The sequence below is a fragment of the Tropicibacter naphthalenivorans genome, from assembly GCF_900176475.1.
Classification (GTDB): Bacteria; Pseudomonadota; Alphaproteobacteria; order Rhodobacterales; family Rhodobacteraceae; genus Tropicibacter; species Tropicibacter naphthalenivorans.
The window spans coordinates 136,059-151,759 of record NZ_FWXX01000005.1 but is presented as its reverse complement, the minus strand read 5'-3'; the positions used below and the strand labels follow the sequence as shown (position 1 = coordinate 151,759).

Sequence of the window (15,701 nt, the reverse complement as noted above, 5' to 3'; positions counted from 1 at the left end):
GGCCGTTAAAGGGGTTGGGTGTCTTCCACGGATGCGCGGAAGGTCAGGTCAATGCGGCGCACGCCGTCGTTCTGGCGAGCAGCCTTGGCTTTGCGGAACCACAGGCCCGCTACGCAGCCCCGGCTTAGGGTCAACGTCGCGCCATGCAGGGCGTCGCTGACCGCGCCTGCGGCCTCCTTGGCGGTCTGGAAACCGGCCACCTCGGTCACCACGCTGACGACGAAATCATGCACCGCGCCGTTGCTGGTGCTGTCGCCCGCCTCGGTGACCGTTTCCGGCCCGAGTGACACGTAGGTCGCGGGCAACGGCCCGGCGGGCGGCGCGTCAAAGATGTTGGTGCCCACCAGCACCGACAGCGCCACATCCGCCGCCAACGTCTGGTACACCGCCGCCTGAAGCGGCGCGGAAACGGCATAGGTCATACGGCCACCTCCTCTTGGCATTGGCAAATCAGGTACAACCCGCGCGAGGTCTCTTCGGTGACAGCGTCGATCCGAAAGACCCGCGTGCCCTGGACAAAGCGTTGCCCCGGCACAGGGCGATTGCTGGCGCCCATGGGGGCCGCGCGGACGGTGATCTTGTGCGAGTAGCTGGACAGGGTGACCTCTTCGCCGCCCGTCAGCCGCCCGGACCGAGGCGAGACTTCGCCCCATAGCGTGCCCAAACCGCTCCAGCTTTCGTCATAGCCCCCAGCGCCGTCTGGCACGCGCAACGCGGCCTCCAGCACCAGTTCCTGGTTCAAACGCGGGGTGCTCATGCGGTTAGCCCCACACGGACCGGGCGATAGCGCGCCAGCAGGCTGGTGACACCAAACGGCATGCAGCCCTGGCTCAGCGCGGTCTCGTCGCGGTATTCGTAGTAATGCGCCGCCAGCAGCAGCACCGCCTGCTTGAGATCATCGGGCACCGCGTCAAAGCTGGTGCCATACCCGGCGGTAAAGCGCACCTCGGCCGCGCCGCCCGTGGGAATGGTCGGCAGACAGGCCCCCATGGGCATCAGCTTGGGCGCAAAGCTGTCCTTGACCAGACGATAGGCGCTGGCCGCGATCTGGGTCGCCACGCCATAGGCGTCGACAATCGTCAATTCGGTGATTGCGCTGACCGGGGCCACCGGCAAGGCATAGCCATCACCCTTGCGCCAATCGTCCAACGTCACCACAAAGCTGCGCTCGATCAGCGCCTTGCTTGTCCGGGCCTCGATCGCCGCCATCGCTGCGCGCAGGAAAGAGCCAAGGACCGCGTCCTGAACGTCATCCTCGGCAAAGCCCGTGCCCAGCCGCAAGTGCCGCTTCAGCTCCGCCACCGGAAGGGCCACTTCGGGCACCTGAGTTTCTTCCACCAACATCATGTATCTTCTCCGAAATCCGCGTCTCGTACCCAGCCTGTCTCAGGTGGGCGCGCGCCACCCACGCTGCTCGGGCGGAGGGGTCAACTGGACAACGTCTGCGCGCGCGCCCTGTGAGAGGCGGGACCTGCCCCCGCCTCTCGTTCCGTCACGCCCTTACGAGATGGCGCATTTCAGCAGCTTGATCGCCGCAAAGTCGCTGACGTCGCCGCCCACGCGCTTGGTCGCATAGAACAGCACGTGTGGCTTGGCCGAGAACGGGTCACGCAGGACGCGCAGATCGGGACGCTCGGCGATGGTGTAGCCCGCGCCAAAATCGCCAAACGCGATCGGGGTCGAATCCGCGGCCACATCGGGCATGTCCTCGGCGATCAGCACCGGATAGCCCAGCAGACGCGCCGGCTCACCCTGAGAGAACCCATCGGCCCACAGGTGACGACCGTCATTGTCCTTGAGCTTGCGCAGCGCGCCCGCGGTCTTGGAGTTCATGACAAAGGTCGCGCCCGCGCGGTACTGCGCGCCCAGCGCGTAGACCAGATCGATCAGCGTATCGCCGTCACCGACGCTGGCCGCCACACCCGTCGCCACGTAACCCAGCGAGCCCCAGACCCAAGAGTCTTCGGCCACCGAGGTGTGGTCCAGAATGCCGCGCGGCTTGTCGACACCGTCGCCGTTGATAAAGGCAGCCGCCTCTGCGCGGGCGAACTTGTCACCGATGCGTTGCGCCAGCCAGCTTTCCACGTCAAAGGCGCTGTCGTCCAGCAGACGCTGCGACACCTTGGGCAGCGCGTTCAGCTCATAGAGCGGGATCGAGATACGCTCGATGGTCGCGGTGCCGGTCTCGGCGGTCGAGGCGGTCTCGTTCGCCCAGCCCGCGCCGGTGTCCGCCTGATCGATCAGCACGTCAAAGGACGAGGCCTCGACGTTGACGACATTGGAAATCGCACGGATCGACGCGGTCGAGGACAGGGTTGACTTGATGACCTCGGCGGTCTGCGGATCGACCAGATACCCACCGTCAGAGTTCACGGCGGTGGACATCGCCTTGCCTTCCAGAACCAGACCGCGCAGGCCGTCGTCGTCGCCCGAACGCAAATACGCGTCAAAGGCTTTCTGGTGGGGGGCGTCCAGTTCCGCAGCAGCGGTGGACAGTGCCGGGCGGCCCGCGAGGGCGGTCTTGTGATCAAGCATGGTCAGTCGCTCTTCCTGTTTGTTCAGCTTCTGTGAGATGTCGGCCTGCATGGCCTTGAAGTCCCCGATCAGTCCCGCCATCGCGGCACTCACCCGGGCGACCGGAGACACGTCTTCCCCGGTCCGAGACTTGGTCTCGGTTGTGCTCATATTCATCACCTTGTTTATGCCCAGCGCCTTGCAGCCAAACGGCAGGATGCCCCACCAATGGTGCAAAGAGACAGGCTCGGTTGCCCTACCGCCCCCGTTCAGGCGCGGTCATGAGTGGCGCGCGTCAGTCGCCCGCCAGGTTCAGGCGCATCCCCTCAAGGACATCCGCCAATTCGCACCAGTCATCGGTCATCGGGGTGTCCCCCTTGCCGCTGACCCGCGCACTGGGAAGCATCGGAAAGGTCACCAGCGACACCTCCCAAAGCTCCAGTTCCGCCAAGAGCCGCTGCCCTTGGGAATTCTTCGTCGACTTCACCGTCCGGTACCCGATGGACAGCCCGTCAATCGCCCCCGCCTCGATCAGCGCGGCGGCCTCGCGGCCCTTCTCCACGCTCTCCAGCAGGCGGCCCTTGACGTACAGCCCCTTGTCGTCCTCGCGCACCTCGTCCCAGATGCCGATGGGCTGGGCCGGGTCGTGCTGCCACAGCATCTTGACCGCGCGCCCCTCGGTGGTCAGGCGCTGCAAGGACCGCGCATAGGCGCCCTTGGCCACCACGTCGCCACCCTGATCGCAGGCCCCGAACAGCGAGGCATATCCTTCGATCTGCGTGCCGTCCTTGACTTCGACATCGGCACCCAGCCGACAGAACTTGTGTTCCAATTCCATTTCCGTCTCCTTGCTCAGGGGGTCACGCTCAGCAGACCCTGAAACGCTTGCGCCAGGATCGCCCCAACCACGCCGTAGACCGCCAGCCAAAGGCGTTTCTCCAGCCGTTCCATCAGCTCTTCGAGCCGCGCCAGCTTTTCTTCCAGCCGCTCCACGTGCAGCTTGCTGACGCGTTCATGCGCCTCCAGCCGCATCGCGGGCGCGCAGGCAAAAGCCTCGCTCCGGGGGCGCAGCTCACTCACCGCGCTCTTCCTCGGCCAAGGCGGGCAAGCCCAGCATCTGGCGCTTTTCGGCAGCGGTGAGGAAGTCCGCCTTGACGACGCGGCTCCACTGGGCGTCGCGTTCCGCGGCCAAGGCAGGCACCTGATCCAGATCGGGCTTCAGCGCCACGTCCTCGCCCGTATACAGCGACAGCCAACGGCCCACCTGCGCGGTCACCTTGGTCGCCAGTGGCAGCACCGTCTGGCGATAAAACGCCCGATGCGCCTCGGCGTAATTGGCAAAGGTCGCCTCGCCGGGAATCCCCAGCAGCATCGGCGGCACCCCAAAGGCCACGGCAATCTCGCGCGCTGCCGCCTCTTTGGTTTTCTGGAATTCCATGTCCGACGGCGAAAAGCCCATCGGTTTCCAGTCCAGACCGCCTTCCAGCAGCATCGGCCGCCCGGCATTGCGCGCGCCCTGATGCTGGCTCTCCATCTCAGACACCAGCCGGTCGTATTGTTCGTTGGTAAGATGGCCTTGCCCTTCGGCGCCCTTCCAGACAATCGCCCCCGAGGGCCGCGCCGCATTGTCCAGCAGCCCCTTGGACCAGGTCGACGCGCTGTTGTGCACGTCCACCGCCTGCGCCGCCGCTTGCAGCGGGGACAGACCATAGTGATCGTCCTGCGGGTGAAAGGTCTTGATGTGGCAGATCTGGCTGATCGGCCCGGTCACGTCAAAGCGATGCTTGCGCGCGCCCACCGTGTAATCATAGGCAATCGGCCAGCCATCTGCGCCGGGCACCACCGACATCCGATCCGAGCGCAGCACATGCAGCTCGAACGGCAGACCCGCCTCGCCGCTGACGGCCTCAAGATAGCCATCCCCCGCCAGCAGCAGCTGACCATAGAGCGCTTCGAACAGCTCCGCTCGCCCCTGACCGGGGTTCGGCGCGCCGATCAGACGCAGCATCGGGTGATCCGAATAGCGCATCTCGGCGTCTTGCAGCACCACCGGCAGCGCGGCGGCGGCTTCGGCAATCAGCTTGACCGCGCGAAAACCCACCGGGTTGCCGGTGAACGCCTGCTTGGTCAGCGACACCGTATCGCGCGGGGACCACGCCACGCGCCCGGCGCTCATATGCGCCACAACGCGCCCCGTTGCCGAAGCCTTGGTTTCCGGCACGCTGGCCTCATGTTTGTCCCCGCGCCGCAGAAAATCGAATACCATCGTTTGCTCCTTTGTCCGGGCCCGCCGCTGGGCCGCAGCCGTTCCGGCCATTCCCTCCGAGGCGGGCTTTGAAAGGCGTCCCCTCGTGCTTCGAAAGACAACCTATGACCAAGGCGTTAAGAGCGTCCTCCACCACCGTACGGTGCCCTGCGCGCCCTTTGTTTCCTGAAAAATCAGAAAGTTACCCAACGATCCGCATTTTCGGAAACTGGCCCGTCCGCGCCCCGTCGATCATCAGATCGGTAATCGCCCAGACCAAGGCATCCACCCGGTCAGGGCTGCCCTGGCCTTCGAACCCGTGGCGGGTCATCAGGCACATCTGCGCCTCCAGCGCCTCAAGCCCGCGCCCATGCGCCACCCGTCCCTGTTCGTACAAGGCCGCCACCGGTTCGGCCCGCGCCGCCTTGCCGCGCGTGGCATGGACCTTGCGCACCGGCATCAAGGGATCGACCTGCCGCAGCAGCGTCTCGACCATCGCGCCGCCTTGGTTCACCTCGGCCACCACCCGGTCCGCACCCCAGCGTTTCGCCGCCTTGGCCGTCGCCTCGGCCCAGCCCAAGGGCGACGCCCCCTGCACCGTCGCATCCTCCAGCACATAGGCGCGCCAGTCGGCCACCGGCCCCGTGGTCACCGCGCCCACCACGACAATCCCGCATTCATCGCTGCTCTTGCCTTCGCCGGCGGGTGGGTCCACCGCCACCACGATGCGCGTCATCTCGGGCTGCTTGCCAAAGCGCCCGCCGTCCAGCATGTCGCGCGTCCACAGCGCGCCGTCGATGTCATCCACCAAAATGCCGTCCAGCTCTTGCAAGCCCAAGGCCGTCCCCGCATAGCGCGCCCGCACCTCCGCCAGAAAGCTCTCGGCCAGATGCGCCTTGTTCGCCTCGGTCTTGGCGCGGGTCACCACCGTCGAGGGTGCCTCCAGCAAAGCCTTCAGCACCGGCACATTGCGCGGCGTGGTCGTCACGCAAACGCGCGGATCATCCCCAAGGCGCAAGCCGAACTGCAACATGTCCCAGGTGTCCTGCGCCTTCTTCCACTTGGCCAGCTCGTCAACCCACGCACCATCGAACTGCGGCCCGCGCAGCGCCTCTGGCTCACTCGCGGAAAACACCATCGCCTCGGCCCCGTTGGGCCAGACCAGACAACGCCGCGTTGCCTGCCACACGGGGCGGCGATCGGGCGGCGAGCACGCAAGGATCCCGCTGTCGCCAAACACCATCACCTCGCGCGTCTGGTCAAAGGTCTCGCCGATCAGCGCCAGCCGCTTGCACTTGCCGGGGTCCAGCGGCCGCGCCCCCTCGACCATGGACCGCACCCACTCGGCCCCGGCGCGCGTCTTACCCGCGCCGCGCCCCCCAAGGATCACCCAAGCGCGCCAGTCGCCTTCGGGGGGCAACTGGTGCTCATGCGCCCAGAACTCAAACAAATAGGGGAGCGCAAGGCGCTCCCCATCGGTCAACTCATTCAGAAAGGTCTCCTTGATCGTAGCAGGCCCGGAGGCGAGCCATTCTGCACCCGATCTCATCGCGTGCCTTGCACAGATCGAGCCCGTAGGCGTCTTCGATCCCAGCTTGTCGTCTTCTGATCGCTTCAAGTTCAATCTCCGTCTCTCGGGCGGCCTTCAGCCAGTACCGCAAATCTGCCAAGACCTTGTTGGCCTCGGCCTTTTTCTCCGGGTCTCCCTGCCTCATCCGGATCTGCAATTCGCGGACATCCACGATCAGATCCGACAGCGTCTGGGCGATCTCTTGTCGCTGTTCTTCCAGACGGCTGTCTTCCACACATGCGGTGATCAACACCGCGTCTTGGTAGTTGCTGCTCATGCTCGACACCTTTTTTGCCTGTAGGTTTTACCCCTCCAGAGGCAAGGCACGAAAAAAGGCCCGGCGAAGCGCACTTCGCGGACCTGAGACCATACCTCGTCCAGCATGTCTGAAACTCTACGTCGGACCGTGCGGTCTGTCAAACCGGGGTGCGGGCGCAACCCACTGAATTCATTCACACAACTTGGACGGAGCGTTAACCTTTCGGCAACCTGCTTGCCCCTGTGCGCCAAGCTTGGCAGGGTGCGCGCAAACGATCAAAGGTGCCCCCATGCCCCAGCTTTCCCCGCGCGTGACCGACATGAACGACCAAGGCTCCGACGGCTGGGAGGTCTTCGCCCGCGCCCGCGCCATGGTCGAACAGGGCATCCCCGTCACCGAATTGACCATTGGCGAGCATGACATCCGCACCGCACCTGCGATCCTTGACGCCATGCACGCCGCCGCCCACGCGGGCCACACAGGCTATGCCACCGTCCCCGGCATCACGCCCCTGCGGCAGGCCATCGCCACCCGTGTCACCCAGCGCACGGGCGTTCCGACCAAGGTCGAGAATGTGCTCGTCACCCCCGGCGGGCAGGCCGCCCTGTTCGCCGCGCATCTGACGACGCTACAACCGGGGGATGCGGCGCTTTATGTCGATCCCTATTACGTGACCTATCCCGGCACCCTGCGGGCCTGCTCTGCGCGCCCCGTGGCGATTCCCACCACGGCGGAAAACAGCTTTTTCCCGACCAAGGGCGCGCTGGACACCGCCGCCCAAACGCCGGGTGCCAAGACCCTGCTGATCAACACCCCCAACAATCCCACCGGAACGATCTACCCACGCGCGGTTCTGGAGAACATCGCCCAAACCTGCCGCGATCACGACCTGTGGCTGATCTCGGACGAAGTCTATGACACGCAAACGTGGGAGGGCGATCACCTGTCTCCGCGCGCCCTGCCCGGCATGGCCGAACGCACCATTGTCATCGGCTCCATGTCGAAAAGCCACGCCATGACCGGCTCTCGGATTGGCTGGATCTTCGCCCCGCCCCACGTGATCGAAGCCCTCTCGGACCTTGCCGTCTCGACCACCTACGGCGTGCCCGGCTATATCCAGGACGCCGCGCTCTACGCCTTGACCCAAGGCCCGGACCTTGAACAAGAGATCGCCGAGCCCTTTCGCCGCCGCCGCGCGCTGGCCTTGGACGTTCTGGCGCGCCAAGGCACCGTCGGCGTGATCCCCTCCCAGGGCGCGATGTACCTAATGCTGGATATCCGCAAGACCGGCCTGTCGGGCCAAGACTTCGCCAACCGCCTGCTGGACAGCCACCACATCGCCGTCATGCCGGGCGAGAGCTTTGGCATCTCTGCCGCCGGGCACCTGCGCATTGCCTTGACAGTGAACGATGATCGCCTTTTGGTTGCGCTCGAAACCCTTTGTACCTTTGCCCAAAGCCTAACGAGAGCCTGAACCATGACCAGCTTCCGCGACCTGCACCAGCCCGGAAATCCCTTTATCCTCGCCAATGCGTGGGACGCAGGCTCGGCCAAGATGCTGGTCGCCATGGGCGCGCAGGCCATCGGCAGCAGTTCCGCCGCCCACGCCTTTACCCTTGGCAAGCCTGACATGGGCCACGTCACCCGCGACGAGGCCCTGACCCACGCGCAGACCCTCGTCGGGGCCGTGAACGCCCCCGTCTCGGCAGACTTCGAAAACGGCTTTGGCGAGGCGCCAGAGACCTGCGCCGAAACCGTGCGCCTCTCTGCCGAGGTCGGCCTCGCGGGCATCTCGATCGAGGACACCGCCCTGCCGGACGCGCGCCCCTATGACGCCGCGCTGGCCGCGGAACGCATCCGCGCCGCCGCGTCTGCGGCCCGCGCCCTGCCGGGGGACTTCGTGCTGGTCGCCCGCGCCGATGGCGTGATGAACGGACAGTACGACCTGGCCGAAGCCATCGCCCGCATCCAAAGCTATGAAGCCGCCGGGGCCGACTGCGTCTACATCCCCCTGCCGCCCAGCTTTGACGACCTGAAAACCATCTGCGCCGCCACCCGCCTGCCGGTCAACGCGCTCGCCGCCGGAGGGTTTACGAAACACAGCCGCGCCGAATACGCCGCCGCCGGGGTTGCCCGCATCTCTTTGGGCTCGGCGCTCGCGCGCGTCACCCACCGCGTGATCCATGACGCTGCCAAGGCCATGTTCGAGGACGGCGACTTCACCCCGCTGGCCATGGGCATCTCGTCGGACATCATCGACCCCATGCTCACATGAGCACGCCCGTCTCCAGTATTCGCAACCTCGGCCCCGCCGTGGAACGCGAATGCGCTGCCGCTGGCATCCCCGACGCCGAAACCCTGCGTAAGCTTGGCGCCCACGAGGCCTACCGCCGGATGCTGGCCTCTGGCACCCGCCCGCATTTCATCGGCTACTACGTGCTGCACATGGCGCTTCAGGGCCGGCCATGGAACGACTGCAAAGCGGATGAAAAGGCCAAGCTGCGCACCGCCTTTGACGCCCTCAAGGCCGAAATCCCCGCCACGCCCAAACACGACACCGCCCTACTGCGCGCTCTGGATGAGATCGGCGTAATCGAAAAACCCACATAGAAAAAGGGGCCCCGTCCGGAGCCCCTTCCTCAATTTCCAAAACCTCGAACGGGTGGCTTAGCCGACCAGTTCCAGACCCGAGAAGAAGTACGCGATCTCTTCAGCCGCAGTTTCCGGAGCGTCGGAGCCGTGGACCGAGTTCTCACCAACCGATTCTGCGAACTCGGCGCGGATTGTGCCGGGGGCCGCGTCTGCGGGGTTGGTTGCGCCCATCACTTCGCGGTTCTTGGCGATTGCGCCTTCCCCTTCCAGAACCTGTGCAACGATCGGCGCGGACGCCATGAACTCGCACAGCTCGTCGTAGAACGGGCGCTCAGCGTGCACCTTGTAGAACTCGCCCGCCTGCGCCTTGGTCAGGTGAATGCGCTTTTGTGCGACGATGCGCAGGCCAGCCTCTTCGAACTTGGCGTTGATCTTGCCGGTCAGGTTGCGGCGGGTTGCATCGGGCTTGATGATCGAAAAAGTGCGTTCCAGAGCCATGGTCTCTCTCCATTGATAAGGCACCGGCAGACACCGGCGCGAATTCTGCGCAAGCGCCTAGCACGGGTTATCACACTTGAAAACCCCGCATGTTACGCGCGCTGCGGGGCGGCAGGGTTGGCGGGTGGGCGCCTTTACCTTGGCAAACAGTCCCACCCGCCAGCCCCAACCTCCCCGCGCCGCATTGACAAGCCCCCGGCCCTCTGCCACCTGCCTACCTCATGTTGCGCATCCAAGATATCAATTACTCCGTCGAAGGCCGCCCCCTGTTCGAGGGCGCCTCTGCCACCATCCCCGAAGGCCACAAGGTCGGTCTCGTCGGGCCCAATGGCGCGGGCAAAACCACGCTCTTTCGCCTGATCAAGGGTGAACTCACGCTGGACGGCGGTGACATCTCTCTGCCCAGCAGGGCCAGGATCGGCGGCGTCTCCCAAGAGGTCCCCTCGTCGGAAACCTCGCTGATCGACACCGTGCTTCAGGCCGACACCGAGCGTCACGCCCTCATGGCCGAGGCCGAGACCGCCACCGACAGCACGCGCATCGCCGAGATCCAGACCCGTCTCGCCGACATCGACGCCTGGTCCGCCGAGGCGCGCGCCGCCACCATCCTGCGCGGCCTTGGCTTTGACCCAGACCAGCAGCTCATGCCCTGCTCTGCCTTTTCCGGCGGCTGGCGGATGCGCGTGGCGCTGGCCGGTGTGCTCTTTGCCCAGCCCGACGTTCTGATGCTCGACGAGCCGACCAACTACCTCGACCTCGAAGGCGCGCTCTGGCTCGAATCCTACCTGCAAAAGTATCCGCACACCGTCATCGTCATTAGCCACGACCGTGGCCTGTTGAACCGCGCGGTGAACAGCATCCTGCACCTCGAAGACCGCCAGCTGACCTATTACGGCGTGCCCTACGACGCCTTCGTCAAGCAGCGCGCCGAAAAACGCGCCCAGCAAGCCGCCTCCGCCAAGAAACAGGCCGAGCGCAAGGCGCACCTGCAATCCTTCGTCGACCGCTTCCGCGCCAAGGCCTCCAAGGCGAAACAGGCGCAGGCCCGTCTCAAGATGATCGAGCGAATGGACACCATCGCCGCCCCCGAAGAGGCGGCCAAGCGGGTCTTTACCTTCCCGCAGCCCGATGAACTGTCCCCGCCCATCGTCAATATCGAAGGCGGCGCAACGGGTTACGGAGAGACGGTGATCCTGCGCAACCTCAACCTGCGCATCGACCAGGACGACCGCATCGCGCTGCTCGGCAAGAACGGTCAGGGCAAATCCACCCTGTCGAAACTGCTCTCAAACCGTCTGCCGCTGATGCAGGGCAAGATGAACAGCTCTTCCAAACTACGCATCGGCTACTTTGCCCAACACCAAGTGGACGAACTGCACCTCGACGAAACGCCCATCCAGCACCTGCAACGCGAACGCCCCGACAGCGCCCCCGCGCAGCTGCGCGCCAAGCTCGCGGGCTTTGGCCTCATGGCTGCGCAGGCCGAAACCGAAGTGGGCCGCCTGTCGGGGGGGCAAAAGGCCCGCCTGTCGCTGCTGCTCGCCACGCTCGATGCGCCGCATATGCTGATCCTCGACGAGCCGACCAACCACCTCGACATCGAATCCCGCGAAGCGCTGATGGAGGCGCTGACCGCCTACTCCGGCGCGGTGATCCTTGTCAGCCACGACATGCACCTGTTGTCCATGGTCGCTGACCGCCTCTGGCTGGTCAAAGACGGCACCGTGAAACCCTATGAAGAAGACCTCGACGCCTACCGCGCCATGCTGCTGGCCAAAGACACGCCGCAACGCGCTGAAAAGCCAAAGGAAAAGCCCAAACGCCCCTCGCGTGACAAGATCCTCGAACTGCGCGCCGCCGCCCGCAAATGCGAAGAGCGCGTGACCAAGATCGAAGAGATGCGCGAAAAGCTGGCCAAGAAACTGGCCGACCCCGCGCTTTATGAAAACGACAAGGTCGGCGAGCTGGAAGTCTGGAACAAGAAATACGCCGAAGTCATGGACGGCCTGTCCCGCGCCGAAGAGATGTGGGAAGCCGCTCTGGAAAAGCTGGACGCCGCCGAGAGCCTCTGACGTTTGGCAAATCCGCTTTGCCGGGGCATACTGCGCGCAAACCGGAGCTTTCCATGCGCGCACCGCCCGTCGACCTGCCGTTCACGCCCAACACCATTGATCCCGCTCTGAGCGGCCTGTGGCGTACCGCCAGAGGTGTCCAGATCGAAATCACCGCCGATGGCACGCTCTTCGCACTACAAGACGCGCTGCCCTTCACGTTGTCGGTAGATGGACAGACCCTGACCTTTCCCACCACCGCGCCACTGTGGCAATTCACCCGCCTGTCAGGCAGCAGCGGCCTCCCCGGCCTGTGGGAGCGATTCGAAACCGACGATTCAGGCACGTGGCGCGAGGAATGGCACTTTCGCAGCGACGGCAGCTACACCTTTCACTGGTCCCTGAACGGCCAGTTCGACTCCGAAGGTATCGGCACATACGTAAGTAACGGCACCACGCTCAGCACCCGCGAGCGGCGCGCCATGATTACCACCGGGCCGGACGACGCCATCATCCTTAGCGTCTATTTCGGCGCACTCCTGCAAGGCACCTACAGCGTCGCCCCGGATGGCCAAAGTTGGACCCTGACCACCGCGCAAGAGACATTCAGCTACACGCGACTGTCGCCCCTTTACCCCGGCACCGCCCCGGCCTAAGTCTGCCACATGGACAGCGCCTTTCTCATCACCGCCTTTGCCACGCTTTTCGTGGTCATCGACCCCATCGGGCTGACGCCGATCTTTATCGCGCTGACCCAAGGGACCGATGCCGCGCACCGCCGAGCAGTGGCGCTGCGCTCGGTGACCATCGCCTTTATCCTGCTGACGCTCTTTGCCTTTTTCGGCGAAGCGGTGCTGGGCTTCATCGGCATCGGGATGCCCGCCTTCCGCATCGCGGGCGGCATCTTGCTGTTCATCACCGCCCTCGACATGCTGTTTGAGCGGCGCACCAAACGCCGCGAGGACAAGGCCGAGGAACAGGACGAAGAGCACCCCGACCCCAGCGTTTTCCCCCTCGCCATTCCCTTGATCGCTGGCCCCGGCGCCATTGCCACCATGATCCTGCTCACGGGGCAGGCCCCCGGCATCCTTGGCATGGTCAGCGTGCTGGGCGTCATGGCGGTGGTGCTGCTGCTGGTGCTCGCGCTGTTCCTGATCGGTGGGATGATCGAACGCGCGCTGGGGCGCACCGGGATCAACGTGGTCACGCGCCTTCTGGGAATGCTGCTGGCGGCGCTGTCGGTGCAGTTCGTTTTGGACGGCCTTAGGGCTTTTGGCATCGGCACGCTGTAAAATCGCGGCAAAGCGCCTACATTCCCTTTAGCGAAGGGGAGAGCGTCCATGAACGGCGACCAGATCGGCAACCTTATCTATCTCGTTGTGCTCGGCACGGCGCTGGTATCTTGGTACGTGGTGCAGAACCGCGGCGGGCTGGGCAAGATGATGCAGCACGCCGCGCTTTGGGGGCTGATCTTTGTGGGGGCCATCGCCGCAATCGGCCTGTGGGACGACATCCGCCAAGACGTGAACCCGCAGCAATCGGTCTTTGCCGATCAAGGCCGGATCGAGCTGCCCCGCGCCCCCGATGGCCATTATTACATCTCGCTGGATGTGAACGGCGTGCCGACGCGCTTTGTCGTCGATACAGGCGCCTCTGCCGTGGTGCTGACGCGCGAGGCCGCCGCCCGCGCCGGGCTGACCGACAACCTGATCTTTCTGACCGAGGCGCGCACCGCCAATGGCAGCGTCAAGACCGCGCCCGTGCGGCTGGAAACCGTCGCGCTCGGCCCGTTCGAAGACCGCAATCTGCCCGCCTATGTGAACGGCGGCGAGATGGAAACCTCTTTGCTGGGCATGACTTACTTGAACCGCTTTGACCGGATCGAACTGTCGGGCGGCAAACTGGTGCTGGAACGCTAGGCCTCGGCCTTCTTTTCCCAACGCCCCGTCTCTTCGGACCAGTACTGCGCCGAACAGCCCGCGCCGGTCAGCGCCTTCCACTGCACCCGCGCGGCCTGCACCGCCTCTGGGTCGTGGCCGTCGAACAGGATGCAGACACGCTCCAGCGCCTGCACCTCTTCGGGTGTGACCTCTGCGCCGTCGACGCTCATTAGACACGCCGGATTGTTGCCCGCCGCCCCCGTTGTCAGCAAAACCGGCTGCAAGGCATCATGCGGCCCGCCCGCCATCCCATGCGGTAGAAACGCCTCTTCCGGTCCCAACCACAGCCGTTGGTCCAGCCATTCCAGCCGCCCCGGATCGACCCCGCGCACCGCCACGCGCCAACCCGCCTGCATGGATTTTTCCAGCAGGACAGGCAGCGTCGCCTCTAGGGGGCGTTCCGTCAGATGATAGAAAAAGGCCGCACCCACAGGGACTTATCCTTCGTACTTGTCACGCACAAGACGGTCCAAGGCCATCACGCCCCAGCCGGTTGCGCCCTTGGGGGCCAACGTGGTCTCGCCCGGCGTCTGCGCGACCCCGGCGATGTCGAGGTGAATCCACGGCATGTCGTTCTTGACGAAGCATTGCAGGAACTGCGCCGCGGTGATCGACCCAGCGGCCCGCCCGGCAGAGTTCTTGATGTCCGCCTTGGCGCTCTTGATCAGCTTGGCATAGGGCGCGCCCAGCGGCATCCGCCACGCGCCTTCGCCCTCGGTCTCGGCGGCCTTCATAAAGTCCTTGGCAAAGTCGTCATTGTTCGCGAACACCGCCGCGTTGTCATGCCCAAGCGCCACGATACACGCCCCGGTCAGCGTCGCCAGATCCACCAGCGCGGCAGGCTTTTCCGCCTCTTGCGCGTGCCACAGCACGTCGGCCAAAACCAAACGCCCCTCGGCGTCGGTGTTGATCACCTCGATCGTCGTGCCCTTCATCGAGGCGACGATATCGCCGGGGCGCTGCGCGTTGTGCGAAGGCATGTTTTCCACAAGCCCCACCAGCCCCGTGACATTCGCCTTGGCCTTGCGCAGGGCGAGCGTTTTCATCACGCCAGCGACCACGCCCGCGCCGCCCATGTCCATGGTCATGTCTTCCATGCCGCCCGCCGGTTTCAGGCTGATGCCGCCGGTGTCGAACACCACACCCTTGCCGACCAGCGCCAGAGGGTCGCCCTGCCCGCCCTTCCAGCGCATGATCACCACCTTGGACGGGCTGGCGCTGCCTTGGCCCACTCCCAGCAGTGCGCGCATTCCCAGCTCGGCCAGCTTGTCCTCTTCGAGAACTTCGACCTCGACGCCCAAGTCCGCAAGCCCTTGCAATTGCGCGGCAAATTCCGTGGTGGTCAAGACGTTGGCGGGCTCGGACACCAGATCACGGGTAAAGCAAATCCCCGTCGCCACCGCGCCGCGATCGACCCAAGCGGCCTGCGCTGCGGCCACATCCTTGACCAGCAGCGTCGCGCCTTCGGGGGCGTCCGTCGGGGTTTCCTTGCGCTTGGTGAACGACCACGACCGCAGCACCAGACCCAAGGCGATTTCCTCGGGCGCGCGGGTGTTTTCCGCCAGCACCGTAAGCGCCTTGCCGCCCGCCAGTTTCGCCAGACCCGCCCCGGCCTTGCGCGCCAGACCCGCGCTGGGACGCCGCCCCAGCTTGACGATATCCACCGCCCCGGCCGCCATGCCAACGGGATAGGCCAAGGACAGCGCATCACCCTCTGCCAGTTTTTCAAACGCCTCGCTTTCGACCGCACGGGCCACCGCGCCCTTGGTCAAACGGCTCAGACGCCGCGCGCCGGGGCTTAGCGTGCCTTCGGAGGGCACCAGGACCGCCACACGGCCCTCGGCCCCGGCCAGATCGTCCAGGTTAACTTCGGCAAAAGCGATTTCACGCAGGTCGGTCATCTCGTCATCCTCATCTTGTTCCCCAAGACCTAGCCCCCGCGCCGCCCGAATGCCAGCGGGACTTGGCCCACCGAGGTGCGATAGCGACCTTTTCTAAGCCTGCGCAATCCATTAGGGTACGCCCACTTGGA

19 protein-coding genes are annotated in these 15,701 nt (G+C 65.1%); 7 read left to right on the top strand and 12 right to left on the bottom strand.

Translation table 11 applies throughout. The features are described 5' to 3' along the window. Positions 1–5: 5 nt before the first annotated feature. The 9 genes from B9A11_RS12335 to B9A11_RS12295 form a co-directional block, all read right to left on the bottom strand. Complete coding sequence (locus B9A11_RS12335; RefSeq protein ID WP_058248350.1) at positions 6–422, bottom strand: DUF3168 domain-containing protein; 417 nt, start codon at positions 420–422, stop codon at positions 6–8. Beyond that, positions 419–757 (bottom strand): head-tail adaptor protein, encoded by a 339-nt coding sequence (locus B9A11_RS12330; RefSeq protein WP_058248349.1) that lies wholly within the window; start codon positions 755–757, stop codon positions 419–421. Before B9A11_RS12330 ends, B9A11_RS12335 begins: the two co-directional genes overlap by 4 nt. Continuing rightward, positions 754–1,347, bottom strand: coding sequence for a head-tail connector protein (locus B9A11_RS12325; protein ID WP_058248348.1), 594 nt, complete (start codon positions 1,345–1,347; stop codon positions 754–756). The genes B9A11_RS12330 and B9A11_RS12325 overlap by 4 nt, the downstream gene beginning before the upstream one ends. A gap of 153 nt (positions 1,348–1,500) precedes the next feature. Further along, positions 1,501–2,685 (bottom strand): phage major capsid protein, encoded by a 1,185-nt coding sequence (locus B9A11_RS12320; RefSeq protein ID WP_058248503.1) that lies wholly within the window; start codon positions 2,683–2,685, stop codon positions 1,501–1,503. Positions 2,686–2,809: 124 nt separating this feature from the next. Then, positions 2,810–3,352, bottom strand: coding sequence for an HK97 family phage prohead protease (locus B9A11_RS12315; protein ID WP_058248347.1), 543 nt, complete (start codon positions 3,350–3,352; stop codon positions 2,810–2,812). A gap of 14 nt (positions 3,353–3,366) precedes the next feature. Further along, entirely contained in the window at positions 3,367–3,594 is a 228-nt protein-coding gene (locus B9A11_RS12310) for a GTA head formation protein, RCAP_rcc01685 family (RefSeq protein WP_143595875.1), read from the bottom strand. Next, entirely contained in the window at positions 3,587–4,780 is a 1,194-nt protein-coding gene (locus B9A11_RS12305; protein WP_058248346.1) for a phage portal protein, read from the bottom strand. Before B9A11_RS12305 ends, B9A11_RS12310 begins: the two co-directional genes overlap by 8 nt. Positions 4,781–4,961: 181 nt before the next feature. Further along, positions 4,962–6,308 carry a DNA-packaging protein gene (locus B9A11_RS12300; protein WP_083499888.1) on the bottom strand — a complete coding sequence of 449 codons (1,347 nt, stop codon included), beginning with the start codon at positions 6,306–6,308 and terminating at the stop codon, positions 4,962–4,964. Then, positions 6,244–6,606 (bottom strand): hypothetical protein, encoded by a 363-nt coding sequence (locus B9A11_RS12295; protein ID WP_058248345.1) that lies wholly within the window; start codon positions 6,604–6,606, stop codon positions 6,244–6,246. Before B9A11_RS12295 ends, B9A11_RS12300 begins: the two co-directional genes overlap by 65 nt. 271 nt (positions 6,607–6,877) lie before the next feature. Here B9A11_RS12295 and B9A11_RS12290 point away from each other — a divergent pair, with 271 nt between their 5' ends. From B9A11_RS12290 to B9A11_RS12280, 3 genes are read left to right on the top strand one after another with little or no spacing between them, the layout of a single operon-like run. After that, entirely contained in the window at positions 6,878–8,062 is a 1,185-nt protein-coding gene (locus B9A11_RS12290) for a pyridoxal phosphate-dependent aminotransferase (protein WP_058248344.1), read from the top strand. Positions 8,063–8,065: 3 nt separating this feature from the next. Continuing rightward, entirely contained in the window at positions 8,066–8,863 is a 798-nt protein-coding gene (locus B9A11_RS12285) for an isocitrate lyase/PEP mutase family protein (RefSeq protein ID WP_058248343.1), read from the top strand. Continuing rightward, positions 8,860–9,198 carry a TfoX/Sxy family protein gene (locus B9A11_RS12280; RefSeq protein ID WP_058248342.1) on the top strand — a complete coding sequence of 113 codons (339 nt, stop codon included), beginning with the start codon at positions 8,860–8,862 and terminating at the stop codon, positions 9,196–9,198. Before B9A11_RS12285 ends, B9A11_RS12280 begins: the two co-directional genes overlap by 4 nt. A gap of 57 nt (positions 9,199–9,255) precedes the next feature. On the opposite strand, the gene ndk is transcribed toward B9A11_RS12280, so the two are convergent. Further along, complete coding sequence (gene ndk / locus B9A11_RS12275; protein WP_058248341.1) at positions 9,256–9,678, bottom strand: nucleoside-diphosphate kinase; 423 nt, start codon at positions 9,676–9,678, stop codon at positions 9,256–9,258. Between the two features lie 221 nt (positions 9,679–9,899). On the opposite strand from ndk, the gene B9A11_RS12270 reads away from it, so the two are divergent. The 4 genes from B9A11_RS12270 to B9A11_RS12255 are packed head-to-tail and all read left to right on the top strand — an operon-like array spanning position 9,900 to position 13,648. Then, a complete protein-coding gene (locus B9A11_RS12270; RefSeq protein ID WP_058248340.1) occupies positions 9,900–11,750 on the top strand; it encodes an ABC-F family ATP-binding cassette domain-containing protein in 1,851 nt (616 codons plus the stop codon). A 53-nt stretch (positions 11,751–11,803) separates the two neighbouring features. Next, entirely contained in the window at positions 11,804–12,385 is a 582-nt protein-coding gene (locus B9A11_RS12265) for a hypothetical protein (protein ID WP_058248339.1), read from the top strand. Between the two features lie 9 nt (positions 12,386–12,394). Continuing rightward, on the top strand, positions 12,395–13,021 hold the full coding sequence (locus B9A11_RS12260; RefSeq protein WP_058248338.1) for a MarC family protein: 627 nt from the start codon (positions 12,395–12,397) through the stop codon (positions 13,019–13,021). Between the two features lie 48 nt (positions 13,022–13,069). Further along, entirely contained in the window at positions 13,070–13,648 is a 579-nt protein-coding gene (locus B9A11_RS12255; protein ID WP_058248337.1) for a retropepsin-like aspartic protease family protein, read from the top strand. Here the strand turns inward: B9A11_RS12255 and B9A11_RS12250 are convergent. Together B9A11_RS12250 and B9A11_RS12245 are read right to left on the bottom strand one after the other, a co-directional pair. Then, positions 13,645–14,100: a DNA polymerase III subunit chi gene (locus B9A11_RS12250; RefSeq protein ID WP_058248336.1), complete on the bottom strand. Its 456-nt coding sequence runs from the start codon at positions 14,098–14,100 to the stop codon at positions 13,645–13,647. The two genes, B9A11_RS12255 and B9A11_RS12250, sit on opposite strands and share 4 nt — an antisense overlap. Positions 14,101–14,106: 6 nt before the next feature. Then, the gene (locus tag B9A11_RS12245; protein WP_058248335.1) at positions 14,107–15,570 is read right to left on the bottom strand and encodes a leucyl aminopeptidase; all 1,464 of its coding nucleotides are present in this window, start codon (positions 15,568–15,570) and stop codon (positions 14,107–14,109) included. Between the last annotated feature and the right edge of the window lie 131 nt (positions 15,571–15,701).

Bases quoted from the DNA above. Each gene is read 5' to 3' on its own strand.
- B9A11_RS12335 (WP_058248350.1), bottom strand. From the start codon at position 422: ATGACCTATGCCGTTTCCGCGCCGCTTCAGGCGGCGGTGTACCAGACG.
- B9A11_RS12330 (WP_058248349.1), bottom strand. From the start codon at position 757: ATGAGCACCCCGCGTTTGAACCAGGAACTGGTGCTGGAGGCCGCGTTG.
- B9A11_RS12325 (WP_058248348.1), bottom strand. From the start codon at position 1,347: ATGATGTTGGTGGAAGAAACTCAGGTGCCCGAAGTGGCCCTTCCGGTG.
- B9A11_RS12320 (WP_058248503.1), bottom strand. From the start codon at position 2,685: ATGAGCACAACCGAGACCAAGTCTCGGACCGGGGAAGACGTGTCTCCG.
- B9A11_RS12315 (WP_058248347.1), bottom strand. From the start codon at position 3,352: ATGGAATTGGAACACAAGTTCTGTCGGCTGGGTGCCGATGTCGAAGTC.
- B9A11_RS12305 (WP_058248346.1), bottom strand. From the start codon at position 4,780: ATGGTATTCGATTTTCTGCGGCGCGGGGACAAACATGAGGCCAGCGTG.
- B9A11_RS12300 (WP_083499888.1), bottom strand. From the start codon at position 6,308: ATGAGATCGGGTGCAGAATGGCTCGCCTCCGGGCCTGCTACGATCAAG.
- B9A11_RS12295 (WP_058248345.1), bottom strand. From the start codon at position 6,606: ATGAGCAGCAACTACCAAGACGCGGTGTTGATCACCGCATGTGTGGAA.
- B9A11_RS12290 (WP_058248344.1), top strand. From the start codon at position 6,878: ATGCCCCAGCTTTCCCCGCGCGTGACCGACATGAACGACCAAGGCTCC.
- B9A11_RS12285 (WP_058248343.1), top strand. From the start codon at position 8,066: ATGACCAGCTTCCGCGACCTGCACCAGCCCGGAAATCCCTTTATCCTC.
- B9A11_RS12280 (WP_058248342.1), top strand. From the start codon at position 8,860: ATGAGCACGCCCGTCTCCAGTATTCGCAACCTCGGCCCCGCCGTGGAA.
- ndk (WP_058248341.1), bottom strand. From the start codon at position 9,678: ATGGCTCTGGAACGCACTTTTTCGATCATCAAGCCCGATGCAACCCGC.
- B9A11_RS12270 (WP_058248340.1), top strand. From the start codon at position 9,900: ATGTTGCGCATCCAAGATATCAATTACTCCGTCGAAGGCCGCCCCCTG.
- B9A11_RS12265 (WP_058248339.1), top strand. From the start codon at position 11,804: ATGCGCGCACCGCCCGTCGACCTGCCGTTCACGCCCAACACCATTGAT.
- B9A11_RS12260 (WP_058248338.1), top strand. From the start codon at position 12,395: ATGGACAGCGCCTTTCTCATCACCGCCTTTGCCACGCTTTTCGTGGTC.
- B9A11_RS12255 (WP_058248337.1), top strand. From the start codon at position 13,070: ATGAACGGCGACCAGATCGGCAACCTTATCTATCTCGTTGTGCTCGGC.
- B9A11_RS12245 (WP_058248335.1), bottom strand. From the start codon at position 15,570: ATGACCGACCTGCGTGAAATCGCTTTTGCCGAAGTTAACCTGGACGAT.